The sequence below is a fragment of the Marinobacterium profundum genome (assembly GCF_001528745.1).
In the GTDB taxonomy this organism is placed as follows: Bacteria; Pseudomonadota; Gammaproteobacteria; order Pseudomonadales; family Balneatricaceae; genus Marinobacterium_A; species Marinobacterium_A profundum.
The window spans coordinates 24,727-40,621 of record NZ_BCNS01000162.1 but is presented as its reverse complement, the minus strand read 5'-3'; the positions used below and the strand labels follow the sequence as shown (position 1 = coordinate 40,621).

18 protein-coding genes are annotated in these 15,895 nt (G+C 55.0%); 3 read left to right on the top strand and 15 right to left on the bottom strand.

All coding sequences use genetic code 11. The features are described from left to right. Positions 1-6: 6 nt before the first annotated feature. From MPRO_RS19630 to MPRO_RS25980, 15 genes are all read right to left on the bottom strand, one after another. On the bottom strand, positions 7-1,920 hold the full coding sequence (locus MPRO_RS19630; RefSeq protein ID WP_067297085.1) for a type IV secretory system conjugative DNA transfer family protein: 1,914 nt from the start codon (positions 1,918-1,920) through the stop codon (positions 7-9). After that, positions 1,886-2,917 carry a P-type DNA transfer ATPase VirB11 gene (gene virB11 / locus MPRO_RS19625; protein ID WP_067297082.1) on the bottom strand — a complete coding sequence of 344 codons (1,032 nt, stop codon included), beginning with the start codon at positions 2,915-2,917 and terminating at the stop codon, positions 1,886-1,888. The genes MPRO_RS19630 and virB11 overlap by 35 nt, the downstream gene beginning before the upstream one ends. After that, positions 2,898-4,088 carry a type IV secretion system protein VirB10 gene (gene virB10, locus MPRO_RS19620; protein WP_245635149.1) on the bottom strand — a complete coding sequence of 397 codons (1,191 nt, stop codon included), beginning with the start codon at positions 4,086-4,088 and terminating at the stop codon, positions 2,898-2,900. Before virB10 ends, virB11 begins: the two co-directional genes overlap by 20 nt. 2 nt (positions 4,089-4,090) lie before the next feature. Beyond that, positions 4,091-4,918, bottom strand: coding sequence for a P-type conjugative transfer protein VirB9 (virB9, locus tag MPRO_RS19615; protein WP_173645529.1), 828 nt, complete (start codon positions 4,916-4,918; stop codon positions 4,091-4,093). 1 nt (position 4,919) lies between these two features. Then, positions 4,920-5,660 carry a VirB8 family type IV secretion system protein gene (locus MPRO_RS19610; RefSeq protein ID WP_067297076.1) on the bottom strand — a complete coding sequence of 247 codons (741 nt, stop codon included), beginning with the start codon at positions 5,658-5,660 and terminating at the stop codon, positions 4,920-4,922. Next, positions 5,657-5,872 (bottom strand): hypothetical protein, encoded by a 216-nt coding sequence (locus MPRO_RS19605; protein WP_067297073.1) that lies wholly within the window; start codon positions 5,870-5,872, stop codon positions 5,657-5,659. The genes MPRO_RS19610 and MPRO_RS19605 overlap by 4 nt, the downstream gene beginning before the upstream one ends. A 164-nt stretch (positions 5,873-6,036) precedes the next feature. Then, complete coding sequence (locus tag MPRO_RS19600; RefSeq protein ID WP_067297071.1) at positions 6,037-7,041, bottom strand: TrbL/VirB6 family protein; 1,005 nt, start codon at positions 7,039-7,041, stop codon at positions 6,037-6,039. Positions 7,042-7,051: 10 nt separating this feature from the next. Beyond that, on the bottom strand, positions 7,052-7,297 hold the full coding sequence (locus MPRO_RS19595; RefSeq protein WP_245635148.1) for an EexN family lipoprotein: 246 nt from the start codon (positions 7,295-7,297) through the stop codon (positions 7,052-7,054). Further along, on the bottom strand, positions 7,297-7,917 hold the full coding sequence (locus MPRO_RS19590; RefSeq protein ID WP_067297068.1) for a type IV secretion system protein: 621 nt from the start codon (positions 7,915-7,917) through the stop codon (positions 7,297-7,299). Before MPRO_RS19590 ends, MPRO_RS19595 begins: the two co-directional genes overlap by 1 nt. Continuing rightward, positions 7,914-10,373 (bottom strand): VirB4 family type IV secretion/conjugal transfer ATPase, encoded by a 2,460-nt coding sequence (locus tag MPRO_RS19585; protein ID WP_067297065.1) that lies wholly within the window; start codon positions 10,371-10,373, stop codon positions 7,914-7,916. Before MPRO_RS19585 ends, MPRO_RS19590 begins: the two co-directional genes overlap by 4 nt. Further along, positions 10,370-10,687 carry a VirB3 family type IV secretion system protein gene (locus MPRO_RS19580; RefSeq protein ID WP_067297062.1) on the bottom strand — a complete coding sequence of 106 codons (318 nt, stop codon included), beginning with the start codon at positions 10,685-10,687 and terminating at the stop codon, positions 10,370-10,372. Before MPRO_RS19580 ends, MPRO_RS19585 begins: the two co-directional genes overlap by 4 nt. Positions 10,688-10,702: 15 nt before the next feature. Continuing rightward, positions 10,703-11,038, bottom strand: coding sequence for a TrbC/VirB2 family protein (locus MPRO_RS19575; protein ID WP_245635147.1), 336 nt, complete (start codon positions 11,036-11,038; stop codon positions 10,703-10,705). Between the two features lie 400 nt (positions 11,039-11,438). Then, positions 11,439-13,412, bottom strand: a complete 1,974-nt coding sequence (topA, locus tag MPRO_RS19565) for a type I DNA topoisomerase (RefSeq protein WP_067297054.1) — start codon at positions 13,410-13,412, stop codon at positions 11,439-11,441. Continuing rightward, positions 13,412-14,149: a cell wall hydrolase gene (locus MPRO_RS19560; RefSeq protein WP_067297051.1), complete on the bottom strand. Its 738-nt coding sequence runs from the start codon at positions 14,147-14,149 to the stop codon at positions 13,412-13,414. Before MPRO_RS19560 ends, topA begins: the two co-directional genes overlap by 1 nt. An 11-nt stretch (positions 14,150-14,160) precedes the next feature. Continuing rightward, complete coding sequence (locus MPRO_RS25980; protein ID WP_067297049.1) at positions 14,161-14,643, bottom strand: conjugal transfer protein TraL; 483 nt, start codon at positions 14,641-14,643, stop codon at positions 14,161-14,163. Positions 14,644-15,045: 402 nt separating this feature from the next. On the opposite strand from MPRO_RS25980, the gene MPRO_RS19550 reads away from it, so the two are divergent. The 3 genes from MPRO_RS19550 (at position 15,046) to MPRO_RS19545 (ending at position 15,889) form a co-directional block, all read left to right on the top strand. Then, the gene (locus MPRO_RS19550) at positions 15,046-15,303 is read left to right on the top strand and encodes a hypothetical protein (protein ID WP_067297046.1); all 258 of its coding nucleotides are present in this window, start codon (positions 15,046-15,048) and stop codon (positions 15,301-15,303) included. 19 nt (positions 15,304-15,322) lie between these two features. Next, positions 15,323-15,460, top strand: coding sequence for a hypothetical protein (locus tag MPRO_RS26105; RefSeq protein ID WP_173645528.1), 138 nt, complete (start codon positions 15,323-15,325; stop codon positions 15,458-15,460). A 105-nt stretch (positions 15,461-15,565) separates the two neighbouring features. Next, entirely contained in the window at positions 15,566-15,889 is a 324-nt protein-coding gene (locus MPRO_RS19545; RefSeq protein WP_067297043.1) for a hypothetical protein, read from the top strand. Positions 15,890-15,895: the final 6 nt, after the last annotated feature.

The window sequence follows — 15,895 nt, the reverse complement described above, 5'->3', positions numbered from 1 at the left end:
GCCTCCTTACGCTGCCATTGCATCGAAAAAGTCGTTAACCAGGGCGTCCATGGCATCGTCATCAATGTCACCCTTGGGAACGTCGATTTTGGAAAAGTCGCAACTGAAGTTGTCCAGGTCCAGTTCGTCGATTTTCTCAATATCTGCTGCTGTTACTGGCCGCTCAACTACTGCTCGGGCGGCTTCGTCTACGCTATTGGGCCTGAAGTCTATTTCGCCCATCTGGCGGCTATCCGGGTCTACCAGTGGCACTACCGGGCTTGGCCACTTCACGCCATCGCGACCGTTTCCGCGCTCGATGAATAGCTTGTCCTTATACCAGGTGATTTTATCGCACCGGATCGGCGGGCAGTTCTCCAGAATCAGGATCTCCGCGTTCTTGCCTATCTGCTTAACCTCCTGGGGTAGCAGCAGCGCACGGCCGTGATCGCTCGCGTTTTCCGACCGGCTGGACTTGCCGGTGAGCTGCCGGGATTTTGACTTGTTCTTGACCGTAGTAGTGCCCAGCGTTTCGGAAATTTCCTTGGCAACCTTGATGTTTTTCGGCGCGAAGATGACCTGCAACGCATGGTTTTCCACGAAGGTTTCAGCAGCGTCCGCGCCGTACACCTCGCGGAGCTGCGCGGGCGATTGGATGATAGGTAGCATTCGCAGGCCGTAACCGGCAATGTAGCTGATACCTTTGGACAGAATTCCAACCTTACCCATGGCGGTGAATTCGTCCGGCAGCATCAACACCTGGTGTTTCAGTTCGGGATTTTGCTCGGGCAATTCCCTGGTGTTCAGATCGATAACCTGCTGGAAAAACAGGTTGATCAGCGGCGCCAGGCGCTCCAGGTCGTCCGGGGTGATACCGACATAAACTGACATGCGCTTTTTGCGAATATCGCGCAAATCGAAGTCGTTGCCCGCCGTGGCGGCATCGATCACAGGGTTATAGAACAACTCCAAAGAGGCAGTGAAGCCCTTGCGCACAGAGCCCCGCGTTTTGTCTGGGGTGTCCAGGTACTCTTTTAATGCCAGGTAGCATTCGCCAGACAAGGGGTTGTCGCTTTCCTGTCGTTCTTCGAGGATTTCGGCCAGGCGTTCGTCGCCCATAGTGAGCTGACGCAGGGCCTCGCCCATGGTCACGGGCAGTTCTTCGGTTTCGATGAGATACAGAACCAGGCCAAGCCACAACGAACGCGCCGAACTCTGCCAGATAGGTGCCTCATTCTCGATTTTCGGGAACAGCATCTGGCCGATCTTCTGAATATCATTGATACGGAACGCCGGATCGTCGCTGATGTAGTGGAGCGGGTTCCAACGGTGCGTCCGGTAGTCTCGGGGCGCCAGGTTCAAGAGGAAGCATTCTTGGCCATGCTTCGAGCGAAAGCCCGAAGTTATGTCCCAGTTCTCTTGTTTGATGTCCAGGACAACAACCGAGCCTTGCCAAGACAGCAGGTTAGGAACAACCACGCTGACGCCCTTCCCGCTCCGGGTCGGGGCCGACATAAGGACGTGTTGAGCGCCACCGAATACCAGGTAGTGCTTGAACAGGCCCATGAATGATGTTTTCTGGCCGACGATGATCCCGTCATCGGAGTACAGCCCCGCTTCGGCTATGTCTTTCGACGTGGCCCATTTTGCATCACCGAACAGCTTGCGTTTGGCCGGTGCGAAAATAGCTAGGATCGGCAGGCAGAAGATGGCCAGGGAACCAGCGGCGGCGACCATCAACCAGGATCTGGTCGCTTTGTCGTCGCCATAGAAATACCAATATTGGTAGAGCGTCATAGGGGTGGAGCTGCCGCCGTCGAGGCTCGCGAGCTCTAGGTAGAAATAACCACCCAGCCAGGCCCAGCCGACAATGGCGGCAATGAGAAAGGCAAACAGGAGGGATATTTTAAGCCATTTGGCGTCGCTTAAATTCAGGGTCATAGTAAATCTCCGTTACCACGCGCTTACCCCGCACGTTTTTGATTTGCACGATAATGTCCACGCACATAAACAACAGTTGCTTAATGTCTTCGCGGGTCATTGTCGCGCCGCTGCTCGATTCCTTGAGAAACAGCACAAGCTGTTCAATAGCCAACCTGGCACTGTTAGCGTGCATTGTCGTAATACTTCCAGGGTGGCCGCTGTTGACGTTGCGGAGGTAATAAAAGGCTTCGTCGCCCCTTATCAGCTCCGCAACGAAAATGCGGTCTGGTTTCATTCGCAGACTGCTTTCCAAAAGCTGTTGTTGAGTAATAGAAGAAACGCCCTGGCCACCCGCTGAATAAAACAGGCTTGTCGTGTTGTGGTGGGTTTTGTAAAGGCCCAGCTCGTCCACGTTCTCAATACTCAACAGGCGCTCATCATCCGGGACCATCTTCAAGAGCGACCGAAAAAACGTCGTTTTACCGGAGCCGGTAGAGCCCGAAACAATGATGTTCTTTCGGCTGGCCACGGCCAGCTCCAGGAACTCTTTGTACTTCCTGGCCTGTTTCAACTCCAGGAGGGTGCTTTCCTCGCTGCTCAGGTCGTTGGTGAAGTCTTCGCATTCATCGAAAAACCCCTGCTCCTGGTAATCCGAAAGCGTAAAGTCGATGGTTGACGGCTTGCGGATCGTGAAGCTGATTCGTCCGTTCAGTGTGGCCGGAGGGACCGCAATCTGGATACGCTCCCCATCGGGGAGCGTTGCAGAAAGAAGCGGTTTCCTTTCATCCAGGCTTTGGCCAGAGTAGGTCGCGGTCAACTTCGCCAGGCGTTCACAACAATCCAGGTCCAGTTCTGGCACTTCATAGTACGTCCAGCCCTTCCGGCTCTCGGTAATCACTTCGCCGGGCCTGTTCACCACAATTTCGGTGTTTTCGGGGTCGTCCAGAAACGGCCGGAGTACTCGAAGGTACTCCAGCAGTGACACCCCCCGCCGATTATTCTGCTCTGAGGTCATACACCCCCCTGAAATCAAGGTCACGGGCCACAAATACGTTGATATGCTCGCCCTGGTGTTTAATCAGTGTCGGCGGAATGTTGATGGAATTTTCCAGCGCGATACCGGCAGAGTTTTTGGCTGCTTCGGTTGTGCTGCCAAACTGGATCTGGTTGTTGCCGCCATCGCTCGGGGCGGACTCATTTGCAACCCAGGTGCCCACGTCATCGATCAGACTAAGCATGATTGCCCCGCCGAACCGTTCCCAAAAATGGGTATCGATAAATCCAGAGTGGCCAGAACGTCCCAGGGCATCGGTGCCCGGAGAATCCAGGTTAACCACTACGCCGGTGGGTGTTTCGACTCGGATCCAAAGCACAAAGATCCGCGCCTGTCCGCGCTGTAATCCGCTTTGATACTGGCCGACGATTCGAGAACCTCGCTCCAGCAGCAGCACCTTGCCGCTAGTGCTGTACACGTCGCGGGTCATTCGGCAACTGGTCATGCCTGGCACGTCCGAGCTGATTGCAGTTTCCAGGGCACAATCCAGGAACTTGCCTTTCGTGATAAACATATTCCGGTCAGCAATGAGGCTTGCGCGTGCACCGTCTACCTGAGTTGGTTCTAGCTTGGCGCCTAAACCGTCTGCTCGTTCGGCTTCACCGCCGCCCATCATGGAACCGCCCGATCCCCTGGTTTGCTCCCTGGCCATTTGCAGGGCTCTCTCCTCGGCGGTCATTGCCTGACGATCATCGCCCGACCGGGACACGCTACCGAAGGCCAGCAACTGGGAGCCCACCTTGCGTTCTTCAGGTGTCGGCGGTGCATCCTTGTCGCGCTGGGTGGTGGTTGGGTATCGAGGAGCCGGAGGCGGCGCTACCTCGGCCGTGCGGATAATGTCCGGCTGTTCGGGCTTCTTAGGCGCTTCCGGTGGAGGCGGAGGCGCAGGAAGTGCCGGAGCTGGTCCTAGGCGGTTGCCGATCTCATCGTTAGAGGTGGCTGCCCTTGCCTGGTCTTCTTCAGCGGAGCTAAAACCGCCATTGACGGCCACCAAGGCCAGTACAACGAATATGGCTCCTATTCCCACGATGATTTTCTGCCCGATCCCGCCTTTACCAGGGCCGCGCTGGTTGATCGAAGGCATACCCCGGTCGATGTCTTCTTGGTCCAAGTCGTCTCTGTTATCAGCCATCATTAACTCCCTTTAATCACTCGCTCAACGCCGTGGATAGTGGTGCCGCTTTTGTTCGTCACGCCTTCCGGGTCATACGACTTATTGAAAATACAGGCCACAGAATTGCCCTTGCGCATAACAAGCTGGGCCGCCACTTTGTGAACCACAATCGTGTCCGGGTTTTCCGGGTCAATATGGGTATTCACCAGGCTTTCGGAACCGTCCTGGTTCACTACGTAAATGGCGGGCATTTCGCTGTTGTTGGTGAACGTGAGGAACGTAAACCGGCCATCGTCAAAGGCTTTTCTCGGCGTGACTTCTTCCGATCCTTTCGACCAATAATTCCAGTTTGCAGGCACCGGATTATCAGACTGGTTTAGCCGCGCTTGCATTTCCCGTGCTTCCGCTTCGGCTTTTGCTCGGGCTGCAATCTCCTCGGGATAGCGGAAATTAACCTGGAACAGCATGTCGTTAGAGTGCGCGCCGTTCTGCGACCAGTGTGCAGACAGCTCGAAGTTGTACACTCGGCGCGACGTGATAACCGTCATATTAGTAGCGGGTTTTTTGCCCTTGGGCTTGATGAATATGTGGTTTCCTACCGGGGCAATTTCCCAGGCATCTGGGTCACCCATGGCAATTTGCTGCACCGCTTCGGACGGGCTGAATTGAATATGGGTAGAAAAGCCATAATGGCCTACCAACTGGACGACCTCGGCGCCTTTATAGTCGATAAACCGAACGCGTTTATCCAGCGGTCCACCGTGCGGGATCTCCAGGGCGTAGACGTTCCCACCGGCAACAAGGCAAGCAGCCAGCGCGATACAGGAAAGTGTTTTCATGCGTACCATGTCAGCCTCCGATGCTTTCCTGGTCGTTGCGGTAGTTGACTACCTGGAAGCCGAGCGGGTTAAGCTGTCGGTCTTCCACGCTCATGCGCGTGTTCAGGTAAGTAAACGTCACAGTGGCGGCCCAGTGAGTCAAAGGGCTGCGCTCCCCTGCCCGCTTCACCTGCTTGGTGTAACGAACCAGGGCTGTAGTGCGAGGCTCACCGTTCACTGTTTCGCTGTTGATGATGCTGATAGCCTTGATGCGGGTTTCTACCTCGGTGTTTTGGCCATAAACGACAACCGGAGCTTGGGGGTTCTGCTTCGGGTCGGTGTACGAGGCATAGGCTTGTTGGACGGTCGCACCGGACAGGAGGCCAACCAGGTTCCGGCTGTACTCGCGTGTTCCCCACTGGTATGACTCGCGGTTCCGGATATATTGTCCCAGCCAGTATTTATCCAGCGCCTCTTGCGCGCTTTCTTCTACCTCCCCGGCTGTTTCGGCCAACGTCGAAACCACGTCAACCACGCCGGTATTGTTGTCTACCCGGATAACGAAAGGCTCTACTGTTTTGAGCGGGGCCAGGCTGGCCAGGCCGACAGCTTCAAGAACGGCAACGATCAGCAAGGCTCCCGCCATCGTCCAGGCGCGTTTTTCCGAACGCTTAATGAGGGCCGTCTTGTCGGCGTCCCAGTCGCGGGCTTCCTCAAAATACTGCTTTTCCAAAGCCGCATGGCTCGGGGTTGTTTCTTGCTTGGCTGTCATTTGTCATTGCCTCCTTGACCGGCGAAGTTGTACCCCTGACTGGCGTCCTTTTCAGGTGCACGTATCGCGTTTGCTTGCTCCTGGGTGATCATTTCCGGGTTGATCGGTTGCAAGCCCTGGCCGTTGTCCTCGCAATGAGGTGGCGGCGGTACGGAAGCACAGGCGCCAAGGGAAAGAGCGATTGCAAAAATAGGTAGGGATTTCAGTTTCACCTTGAACTCTCCTTGATCATTATAGGTATTTTTGATAATCAAAATATAACATTTTGATTATCAAAAAACAAAGAGATGATGTGAGCTTTAGCCCGCGTCATCGAAATTTTTAGGGGGAAATTGGCCGCGTCGGGGGACGCGGCGGAGTCCGTTCCCGCTGTTCCTTATGTGCCGGTGATCGTATTTCCTGCGCCAAACCGCTTCTGATAAGCGGCATAAGCGGCCCTGCCTCCACGCACGGGAGCGCCTGCGGCATGTCTGGCCGTGTTGTAGTCGCGCTGTACTCCTTTGACCTGGCGGCGGATTGTGGACGGACGCATGGCGTTCATGGTCCTGCTGATTGCTCCCTGCGTCGCCAGAGCGACACCGCCACCCAAAGCGGCAGCGATTGGGGGAACCTGTTTCAGTACTAGGACACAAAGCCCCAAAACAATACAAAGCATTGCTGCATCGCCAAGGGTTGCTAAGGCGCTCGGGTTTGCTGCCGCGTTGTCGATAAAGGTGTTACAAATATCGATCAGCATTTTTCCGATAGCGGAAGCCAGTATGAGGACAAACGCCTGGTTCATCACCATGGCCAGCCAGCTTTCAAAAAAGCGCTGGGTTGCATTAAACAGCAGCAGAGCAATCGAGATCGGGCCTATTGCCAGAAGTGCCGCAGTAAGCACCTTTGACGACAGGACCAGGAACGCCATTATCAGCGTAACGGCACCACCAAAAAGAAGGACGATAAGGGCAATGAAATACTGGCCAAAGTCGCCATTCATTATCCCGCCTTTCTTCCAGGCTTCCGCCGATATGTTGAAAATTTTTGTGAAAAGAGTATCCAGGGACGCCGATGCAGACGCAGTAGGGGCGCCGGTAATAATTCCCGAAATGGTTTCAGGGCCACCAGATAGGAGGTTTGTCACCAGGCCAGCGTAGGTACCTACAGTTAGGCCCAGTGTCAAAATAAAACCCACACGGATAATCCTGAATAACCCCTCGGTCATCAATTCGCCGGATCTCCCCGTCATCGTCATGTATCCCCAAATTGCAATCCAAATGATCAACAGGCTGGAGAATATCGGGGTGACAAGAGCAATAATGTCCCCCGATGTATTCACGACGTAGTTATCAAGAGCGAGGTCTATCATGTCGAAAGTTCGCTCGAAGATCGTAGACGCCATTTTTAGGCCCTCACTTCAGGGAGCCGACACTTAACGCTGATTCGGCCGCGATAGCATTTTTACAGTCTGGTGTATCCCCCAGTTCCCCAGGGTTTTGACTGCATTTTTCCATCATCGCCTGCCTTTCGGCGTTGTGGGCTTTATACCAATCCACGCTTTTGGCCGCCGGGGTCGCTTCATCAAAGCAGCCCGTCAGCAATGCTGACAGGCTGATAGCTATGGCGGCTTTTCGTGCGCACGAAAATCTCATAGTCATTAGTTCAAGCTCCCCACCGATTCGATAGCCATTTGCTGGACGCGCTGGTTCTGCATCGCCTGGTTGGCCTCGGCCTGAGAACGAAGCATGGCCAGCTTGGCTTGCTCGTTTTGCAGGAATACTTCCTCGGCGCTGATGCGGGCTTGGAGGTCCAGAATGTCTTTCTGGTCCGGGCTGGAATTCACCTTGGCTACAAGTCCGGTCAGGTCAGCAAAACGCTCCTGGGACTGTTCCAGGGACTTTTGAGACTGAGCCAACCAGGTAGCGGAATTCTGGTTGCCGCTGTTGTAAAGAGCTGCAACGTCACCAGTCAGGCCGTGTTCGGCGGCGCTCTTGATACCCGCGTTTGCCAGAACGCCGTCTGGATCGACGTTGACGGCAATGTCATACGCCGTATCAACAACACTGGCGAGGCCACGCGAACCGCTCATACCATCCAGGGTTTTGTTGGCGGTTTCGAGCTGCTCTTGCAGCTCCTGGATCTGACTCAGCATGTGCTGTACCTGCAACAGTTGCTGGGTCAGGTTGGACACGTCAATGACAGGAATCCCGCCAGCCATGGCAGACTGAGAAGCCCCAATGGCAGTTGCAAGAAGTGCCGCGATAGCTGTTTTTCTCATGATGCAAATCTCCGTTGCTCGTGGAAGATGGGCAGCCAGACGGCCGGATCGTCGCCGTGCTGCTCGATGATTTTTGTTACCAGGTTTACGTTTTCGGTGGTCCCGGAAATAACGGCCAGCTCGTCATCAAAGCCGCGCAAGTTAAGCTCTGCCACAATACTGTTTTGGCCTTTCTTCACCAGGAAGCGGCGAGAGCCGGGAGCCATTTCCTCTTTGACCAACTGGAATTCCCGCTCGGACAGGTGGAGCCCGTCCACATATTCTTCGCGCCTGGCCTTCGGGTTGGGCATAAGGATATAAGTCGCGCACTGCCCAATCAGGGCATGAGAGATAGGCGAATTCAGGATGCTTTTTGGTGACTGAGTACCGTAAATCATTATCCCGTTCTGCTTCCTCATCACGAACTGCTTGTTTTCTGCGAAGTCCTGGAAATACTCATCCATGAGCAGTTTCCAGAACTCATCCATGAACATCTGGAACGGGCGGCCGTCGATCAGGTGTTCAATACGGTGAAAGAGATACATGACAATCGGCGTTCGCACTTCCGGGTTGTCCAGGAAGTCGGTCACGTCAAAGCCGAACATGGTGCCATTATCAAAATCCAGGGTGTCTTCCTGGTTGTCCAGAACCCACGCCAGTGAACCACCTTCGCACCATTTGGCCAGGCGAGCATGGGGGCCGTTCGGCTCTACAGGGTCCAGGAAGTCCATGCAGCGACCAATCCGGCGCTTGTCCTTCGGCAGGCCCATAACACCGCGCACGGCCTTATCAATCTCCTTTTCCTCCTGGTTGTTGAATTCACCACCGCAGACCTTTTTAACCAGGTCGCTAAGGAAAAGCAGGTTGGCTTCGGTCGGTTCCATCTGGAACGGATTGAAGCCGGTGGTGACGCCGTTCTTGAGTGGAAGATAACCGCCGCCGCTGGCTCGAACGTAAATCTCCAGCCCTCGGTCCTTATCGAAAATCACCTGGGTTGGATTGAACTTCTTGCTCTGCGACATCAAAAAGCCCTGCACCACGGTTTTACCGGAGCCGGACGGCCCGATAATCAGCGTGTTACCAAGTGCCTTCTGTTCTTCTTTGTCGTCCATTTCCTGGACGGCTTCCATCCCCTTTTCGCGCATCAATTCGGCCTTTTTCTTGGCCTTGGCGTTATCCAGGGGTTCATGGAAATTGAAGTAAAACGGGGCGCCAGAACTGGTTTTAAACATCGTCACAGCAGGCCCCCACTGGTTCCCGCTACGCTCTCCAGTCGGGTAGTTGTGGAAACTGGAGAAGCCCGCAAAATTGCGTGATGAGATCGGCGCGGGGCGGGGGCGATACTTGGCATTGCCAGGCAGTTGCGCCCAATACGCGGCAGCCAGTGCCCAGTCTTCGCGGGCAACAACCATGGAACAGTCGGCCAGCTCGGTGCTTGCGGCTGACAAGTTGGCCCGCAGGCTGCGCGGCTCGTTACCGAAAACCGTCAGTGACAGGTGGTGTTCGCCATAGACAATACGGCTAGAAGCCAAATCGTCCAGGCCGTCATCGATGGCCTGAATCTGGGACACGGCCAGATCGCCGGTTGTCTCCAGGCGCTTTTTCTGACGACTCAGCAACTCTATGGCTACGGGCTTCGACAGAAAATTGAAACTCTGCGTGATTACCAGCGGGAACGGGGCCGACAGCAAGGCATTCAACAATCCCGGTTCGGTTCCTTCTGGGTATTCCGATATACCCAAGATGGCGCCCATCTTGGAATCCACAACGCCGCGCAACTCGAAAGCGTCAGCCCCGAAGAAAGGCCTAACTCGGGCCATGCAGTCGGCCAGCGGCTTGCGAGGAAGTGCGCGAGGCATCCAGTCACCGTTTACCAGGAAGTCCAGGAACTCCAGGATTTCAGAGTGGAGCCGGTTGTGGCGCATGTACGTGCTCAAAATGCGGGGGTGGTAGCGGCTAAGGGAGCTGACGGCATTTGATACGATCTCGTCCAGCTTTTCGATAGCTTCCGCCTGCTGGTAATTCAGAACCTCCTTGTTCTTTTCCAAGCTGGAGAAGAAGCCAAGGGCCTTGTTCGCAGATGGGCGATAGATAATGGTCAGGTACAGTTCGTTGACCATCATCTTGTCCCGAGTGATAAAGGCTGAATACTTGTCGTTCAGTCCTTTATCGAAGTCGCCGGAGAACTCCCCACGGGGATAAACAGTACTTTCCCGGCGAACGGTATTGGTCCACAGCGCCACCTGGGGCGATGAGATATTGCGGAGCAGCAGGTTAAGCTGTTCCTTCCAGATTTCCACGTCTTCCGGGTCCGCCGATTCGTGCGCGATACCTTCGAGCTTGATCACCTGCAGCAGGTCCCCGCCCTGCGTCTTAACGGTGTTTTCGTTGATTTGGGCCTGGTATGGAATGAACTCGGCCACCGAGTTTTCGCGGTGCCAAGGTACTTCCTGAACCTTGCGTTTTTCAGCGGTCATTTGGGCAACCTCCTTGAAGCGCGGGTGTTTACCATCGGGCTTGCAGTTGAGGCCCCCCAAAAACGCCTACCAAGGGATTTTCCTTTGGTAAACAGCCCCAGGAGCAAAAACCGAAAAGTCCGTGGGTCGCGCATGCATGCCAAATACATCAATCCATGAATGGGAAAATAAAGAAGAAGGGTGAACGGGTTTTTGGTCCCGATCATTATGATCCCGACCAGTGCGCCACCGAGTATTATGCCGTCCAGAGTCACGCCCCACTTCATAGCGGGGCGCGTGACGGCAACAACTAACGGATCTTTACTTGCTGCCATGACAGCCTCCTACTATTAGGAAACTGCCGCGATAATCAGATCCACGATGCTTGCACCGCCGAAGACCAGCACGATACCTGCGACGAACTTGCCGCAGGCTTCGCCGGTGATGCGTCCCATCCAGGCCAGGTAGCCAAGGAAGACGATACCGATAATGGCGACGCTTCGGGCAATGCCGTTAGTGAGGAGGTCCAGAACCCAGTCCACACCGTCCTCGATGGGGTTAGCCATGGCGACTTCGGGCAGGAGGGTAATACAGGCCAACAACCAAATGTTGGCCATGATTTTGCGAAGGGTGTTAGGTTTTTGGGTTCCTTCTACTGCGTCTGCGTTGCTGATTTCCATCTTCATTTTGACTCCTTAGTTCCAACTGTATAGCAGGCACTTTTCCATATTTGGTGTTTATGTGGCGTACCAGCCGATCCAGGCTGGCCCACGTCCGGGGGGTTTTTCGTTGCGTTTCTAAAAGTTGGCGTCCCTCCTTCCATGTCAGGGTCACGTAGATTCGGAATTTGTCATCTTCATCCTGGACGAGTGCCATGTTCTTTACGGCCTTGCTCTCCAGGTTGTCTACCAGCTCTGTTTCGCTGATTGCGTCGGTGGTCATATCAATGTGCCCGCTTTTGTTGGACGATGCGGCACATTTTAACGATCTTCGACGCGTTGTCGTTGTTTTCCTCATTGATTCCCCATCCCTGTTTCAAAGTATAGCTTTTTGATAATCAAAATGCACAACTTTGATATTCAAGGTTTATAACTTTGGCTTTCCGCCAACGCTATCAAACTTGGCATCACAGGACGGGAATCCGCTACAGCCCCAGAAGTCGTACCCTTTCTTTTTGCCAACGGCTGCTTTCTTACGCCGGATCAGCTCCTTTCCGCACTTCGGGCAAGGGGTTTCGGCAACCTCTCGCGGCTGATGTTTACCAGGCTTGCCCCCGGCGTCGGGTAGTGTCGTACTGCAATCCGGGTGGCCACTACACCCCCAAAAAAAGCCTTTGCTTCCCTTCCGGCGAAACATTGCCTTACCGCAGTCCGGGCAAGGGTGTTGCGGCGCTGCATCGACTTTCATGTGGCCCAGCTCTTGTTCCAGGCTCTCATGGACCACGCTCACCACTTCGCGGTAAGAGGATCGGCCTTCGGCCACCAGATCCAGACGGGCTTCCATGTCACGGGTAAAGGCGTACTCAATGAAGCTAAACCGGCTGTTCACCAGGGCATCGATCACCAGGGCGCCGGTTTCAGTCGGCACCAGGTACTTTCCGGCCTTGTCGTTCTCGACGTAGCCCCTGGACATAATGTTTTCCATGATCGCCGCATAGGTGGAGGGGCGACCGATCCCCAGGCGCTCCAGCTCCTTGATCAGCTCGGCTTCCGTAAAACGGGACGGGGCTCGGGTCTTTTTCGACAGAACCTTACCTGTTTCGGCGTCCAGGCTTTGACCGGCTTCCAGGTGCGGTACTGGGTTGTTGGCGTCGTCCTTGTCTTTCTGTTTGTCGTCGTCGCTTTCGGTGTCGTCGTCGTAGAGTGCTCGCCACCCTTCATAGACAAGGGCGCGGCCTTTGCCGGTGAAGTCCACTGGCTTGCCGTCCAGGGTATCGACGGCGCGAAGGCGAACGGTGCGCACCGCATAGCGAGCGGCAGCAAGTTGGCAGCCAAGGGCGCGTTGCCAAATCAGTTTGTATAGGGCTTTTTGCTCCGGGGTTTCCCCTGCCTCCTCAATCTCGAAATGGGTTGGCCGGATGGCTTCGTGCGCCTCTTGGGCGTCCCCTTTCGCTTTCCAGGTGCGGGGCTGTTCCACCATCGGAAGCCCTTTGGCCTGGCATACCTGGTAAATCTCAATCAGCGCATCATCGGACAGGTTCGGGTTGTCCGTTCGCATGTACGTTATATGGCCCTGTTCATAGAGCTTTTGCGCGGCTTCCATAGTCGCCTTAGGTTTCATCCGCAGCTTGTTGGATGCCGCCTGTTGAAGGGTTGACGTAATGAACGGCGCGGGCGGTGCCTTGCTTTCGGTCTTTTCTTCGCACTCCAGGACGTGAAGCTGGCGAACCGCTGCAACACGTGTAGCCAGGGAGCTATCGAGCAGATACTTTTGCCCTTCCGGGAGAAATGGGCCTGTTTCCCAATCAGCCGTCCAGGAGCCAAAGCCTAGCTGGGCGCCAAAGTGGTTGGTCGGCTTGAACGCCTGAATTGCGCGCTCCCGCTCCAGGACGATACGAACGGCCGGTGATTGAACACGACCGGCAGAAAGGCCACGCCGTCCGGCCATGTCGCCCAGCTTAGGAGACACCATATAGCCCACCAATCGATCCAGGACGCGGCGGCCTTCCTGGGCTGCGACCTTTTTAACATCGATGCCAGAGGGGGTCGCTATGGCTGCTTTGATGGCTTTCGGCGTGATCTCAGCAAAGCGGATACGTTGCGGGTTTTCGAGCCTCAGAGCCTGTTTAAGGTGCCAGGCAATGGCCTCCCCTTCCCTATCCAAGTCGGTAGCCAGATAAACGGCGTTGGCGCGATCCACGGCCTTGCGAAGTCTGGCCAATACGTCCTTGCCTCGCTCGGTCGGTACATACTTGGGTTTGAAGTCCGGCGCTTCCACGCCCATTTCGCGTTCCGGCAGGTCACGCACATGGCCAACACTGGCTTGAACGTCCCAGCCTTGCCCCAGGATCTCGCGGATCTTCTTAATCTTCCCTGGTGACTCAACAATAACTAGGTTCATTATTCCTCCTTGCCGCCAATAATGACGGTGTTCCCGGCGCCGCCCGTGGTGAATACGTCCCAGGCTTGCGCTTGTTTCAGCTCCTTGTCCCGTGCTTGACCGTAGGCGTCCCAGGCTTGCGGTTCGGGTATGCGCTCGGCCTTCACTCGCACAGGCACGGCGCTTCCAGCGCCCCGGGCATTGTTGATCGAGGCGTAAAAGGTGTGGTCCTGGATCACTGCTGACGGAGTGGAACCGCCAAAGTGGGTTAGGCCCTTGGAGACGGTCCCGGCCGCTTCGCGGTCTCTTACCACATCGGGGTTTTGGAAGAACAGAGCGCCGTTGGTTAAGTCTGGCAGTCTGCCATCTAGCGCCAAATTGATGATGGTATCGACGCGGGTCCGCTGGGTCGGTGACAAAGCCGGAAGCTGACGCCAACCACCGGCACGGTGGACGGGCTCGAACTGACGCGGAGCGTTAACGACAGCCGTCACGCTGTGGCCCCACTGGTCGCTAATCAGTCGGTTTATGATTGTGTAGGTAACACCAGCTAGACCACTGTCCCCTTGATTAGCAGCCTCTGCAAACGCGACACGGGCAATGGCGTCCCTGTCTTCATTGGATAGTTCCACAGACTGCAAGCTGGCCTGGTATTCAGACGCAGCGGCTTGACAGTCCGATGAGCTAACGGGCTGCTCTGTTTGGGTTGCGGCTCCTGATAGGGCCGCACAGGTGGCGAGAATGGCGAACAATTCCATGTCGGCTTCCCTTACCAGTAATAGGTATCACCGGCCAAGACGCCATCCACGAAAACATCGACAAAGCGATAAGTACGAGTGCAGCCCTCGGGATACCACCCGTTATCATCGTTCTGGCAACGGGTGCCTTTCACGTAGTGCGAGGGGGCCGTTTCCCACTGAGAGCAGTTATCGGAGTCTCCCCACCAATGCTGCTTAGTGCAGACCTGGCGGGCAGGAATGTACGCCGCAACGCTGTAGTTGTAGGACATTTCGCTGTGCCCTTCTTCCTTGACGGCGCAGGAGCCAAAGGACGGCAGCGGGCTTTTTCTGTCCTTGATTCGGTCCATCATGGCCGAATGCGCAGCGCCGCAACCGGAAGGAAAACCACCAGGCAAACAGATCCAGATAGCGCACTCATCTTGTGAAGCGGCAAGGGCTGTTGAGGGGACGGCAAGACCGCCGATAGACGCCAGTGTAACGGCGGAAGCGGCAAACATCTGTTTGAATTCCATGTTCAATATCCTTATTGATTCAGTTCGTATCAGACAGGCACAGATTATACCTTGATATGCCTAATATTGAAAATCAAAACACACAATTATGATTAATTCAGTCAAGGCAAATTCCTGTTTAAATCCATACTTTGGTCTAACGCAACGAGAAAACTTATGTAAAACATTGGAGTGCTGATTTTTCTGAAAAATCCGTATTTTATGCGCCTTTAATGGCGCTCTTTGAATGATGGGGCGATTTCAAGGTGGCGCTACCAGGAGGCATTGACGGCAGGTTATTTTTTCGTGTGCACGAAATTTGTTGATTTAATACTGTGGCGGTATTATATTGACTCTACCCGCAGCGGACACCACCACTTAGTCCGGTGCGGGTTTTGTCCCTTCGACTAAGAGGATTACACCATGAAAAGTTTGTTTTATTTCAATGACGTATCGCAGTTGACCGACTTTGAAACATTCGAGGTTCAGCCGGTTTCCGACTGCCATTCCCGGACCATGGCCGAGGGTGAGGCGCCCAAGTTTTGGTGTGTTATTGGAACCTTGAGGGAAGAAAAATCGGAAGGCATCCAGGGGCGCCAGTTCCCCGTCGCGGATCTCCAATCGGAGTCTTACGCGGAGCTGTTCGCTTGTCTTTGCCTGCACTTCATTGGTAAAGCGTAACCACCTGGAGGAATAACCGATGAGCAATCAGACAATGCAGGTATTGGGGGCCTTCCAGAGCGGCCAGTGCGTCAAACTGGGCAGCATGTCAGGGAAGGATTTTGGTAGGCTGATGGGCGAGCTTCGAGCGATCAGAAAACGTAAGGAAGTAGCGTAAAGGGTTGGCCCCGGTCGGCCACCACGCCTTGCCGGGGCCGGCCGTCCCTTCGACTAAGAGGACTACGGCTTTAATTATTATGCCACTGACATAGAGGTGAATCTATTGAAAGCAGAAGAGCAGACAAAACGACGTGTGGGCAAGCCCCCCACGGTCAAGCCGGAAGCTCCTAACCTGGTCAGTACCTGGCGAGCGATCGTTACCCGTTCGGACTCGCTGACCGAGGCCCTGGAGACGTTGAACGCCGCTCTGGATATGAAGCTGACCCACTCCCGGATCACGGAATGGGAACGAGAAGGGAAGGCCCCGAGCGCCCGTGTCGTCAATTACATGCTGGCCACTGTCGTTCCTGCCCTACTCCTGGAGCAAGGAATAAGCGAGGCTAAGGCCCTAGAGCTTGCGGGCAAAGTCCGCGTTCCTGGCGTGTAAGGTGGC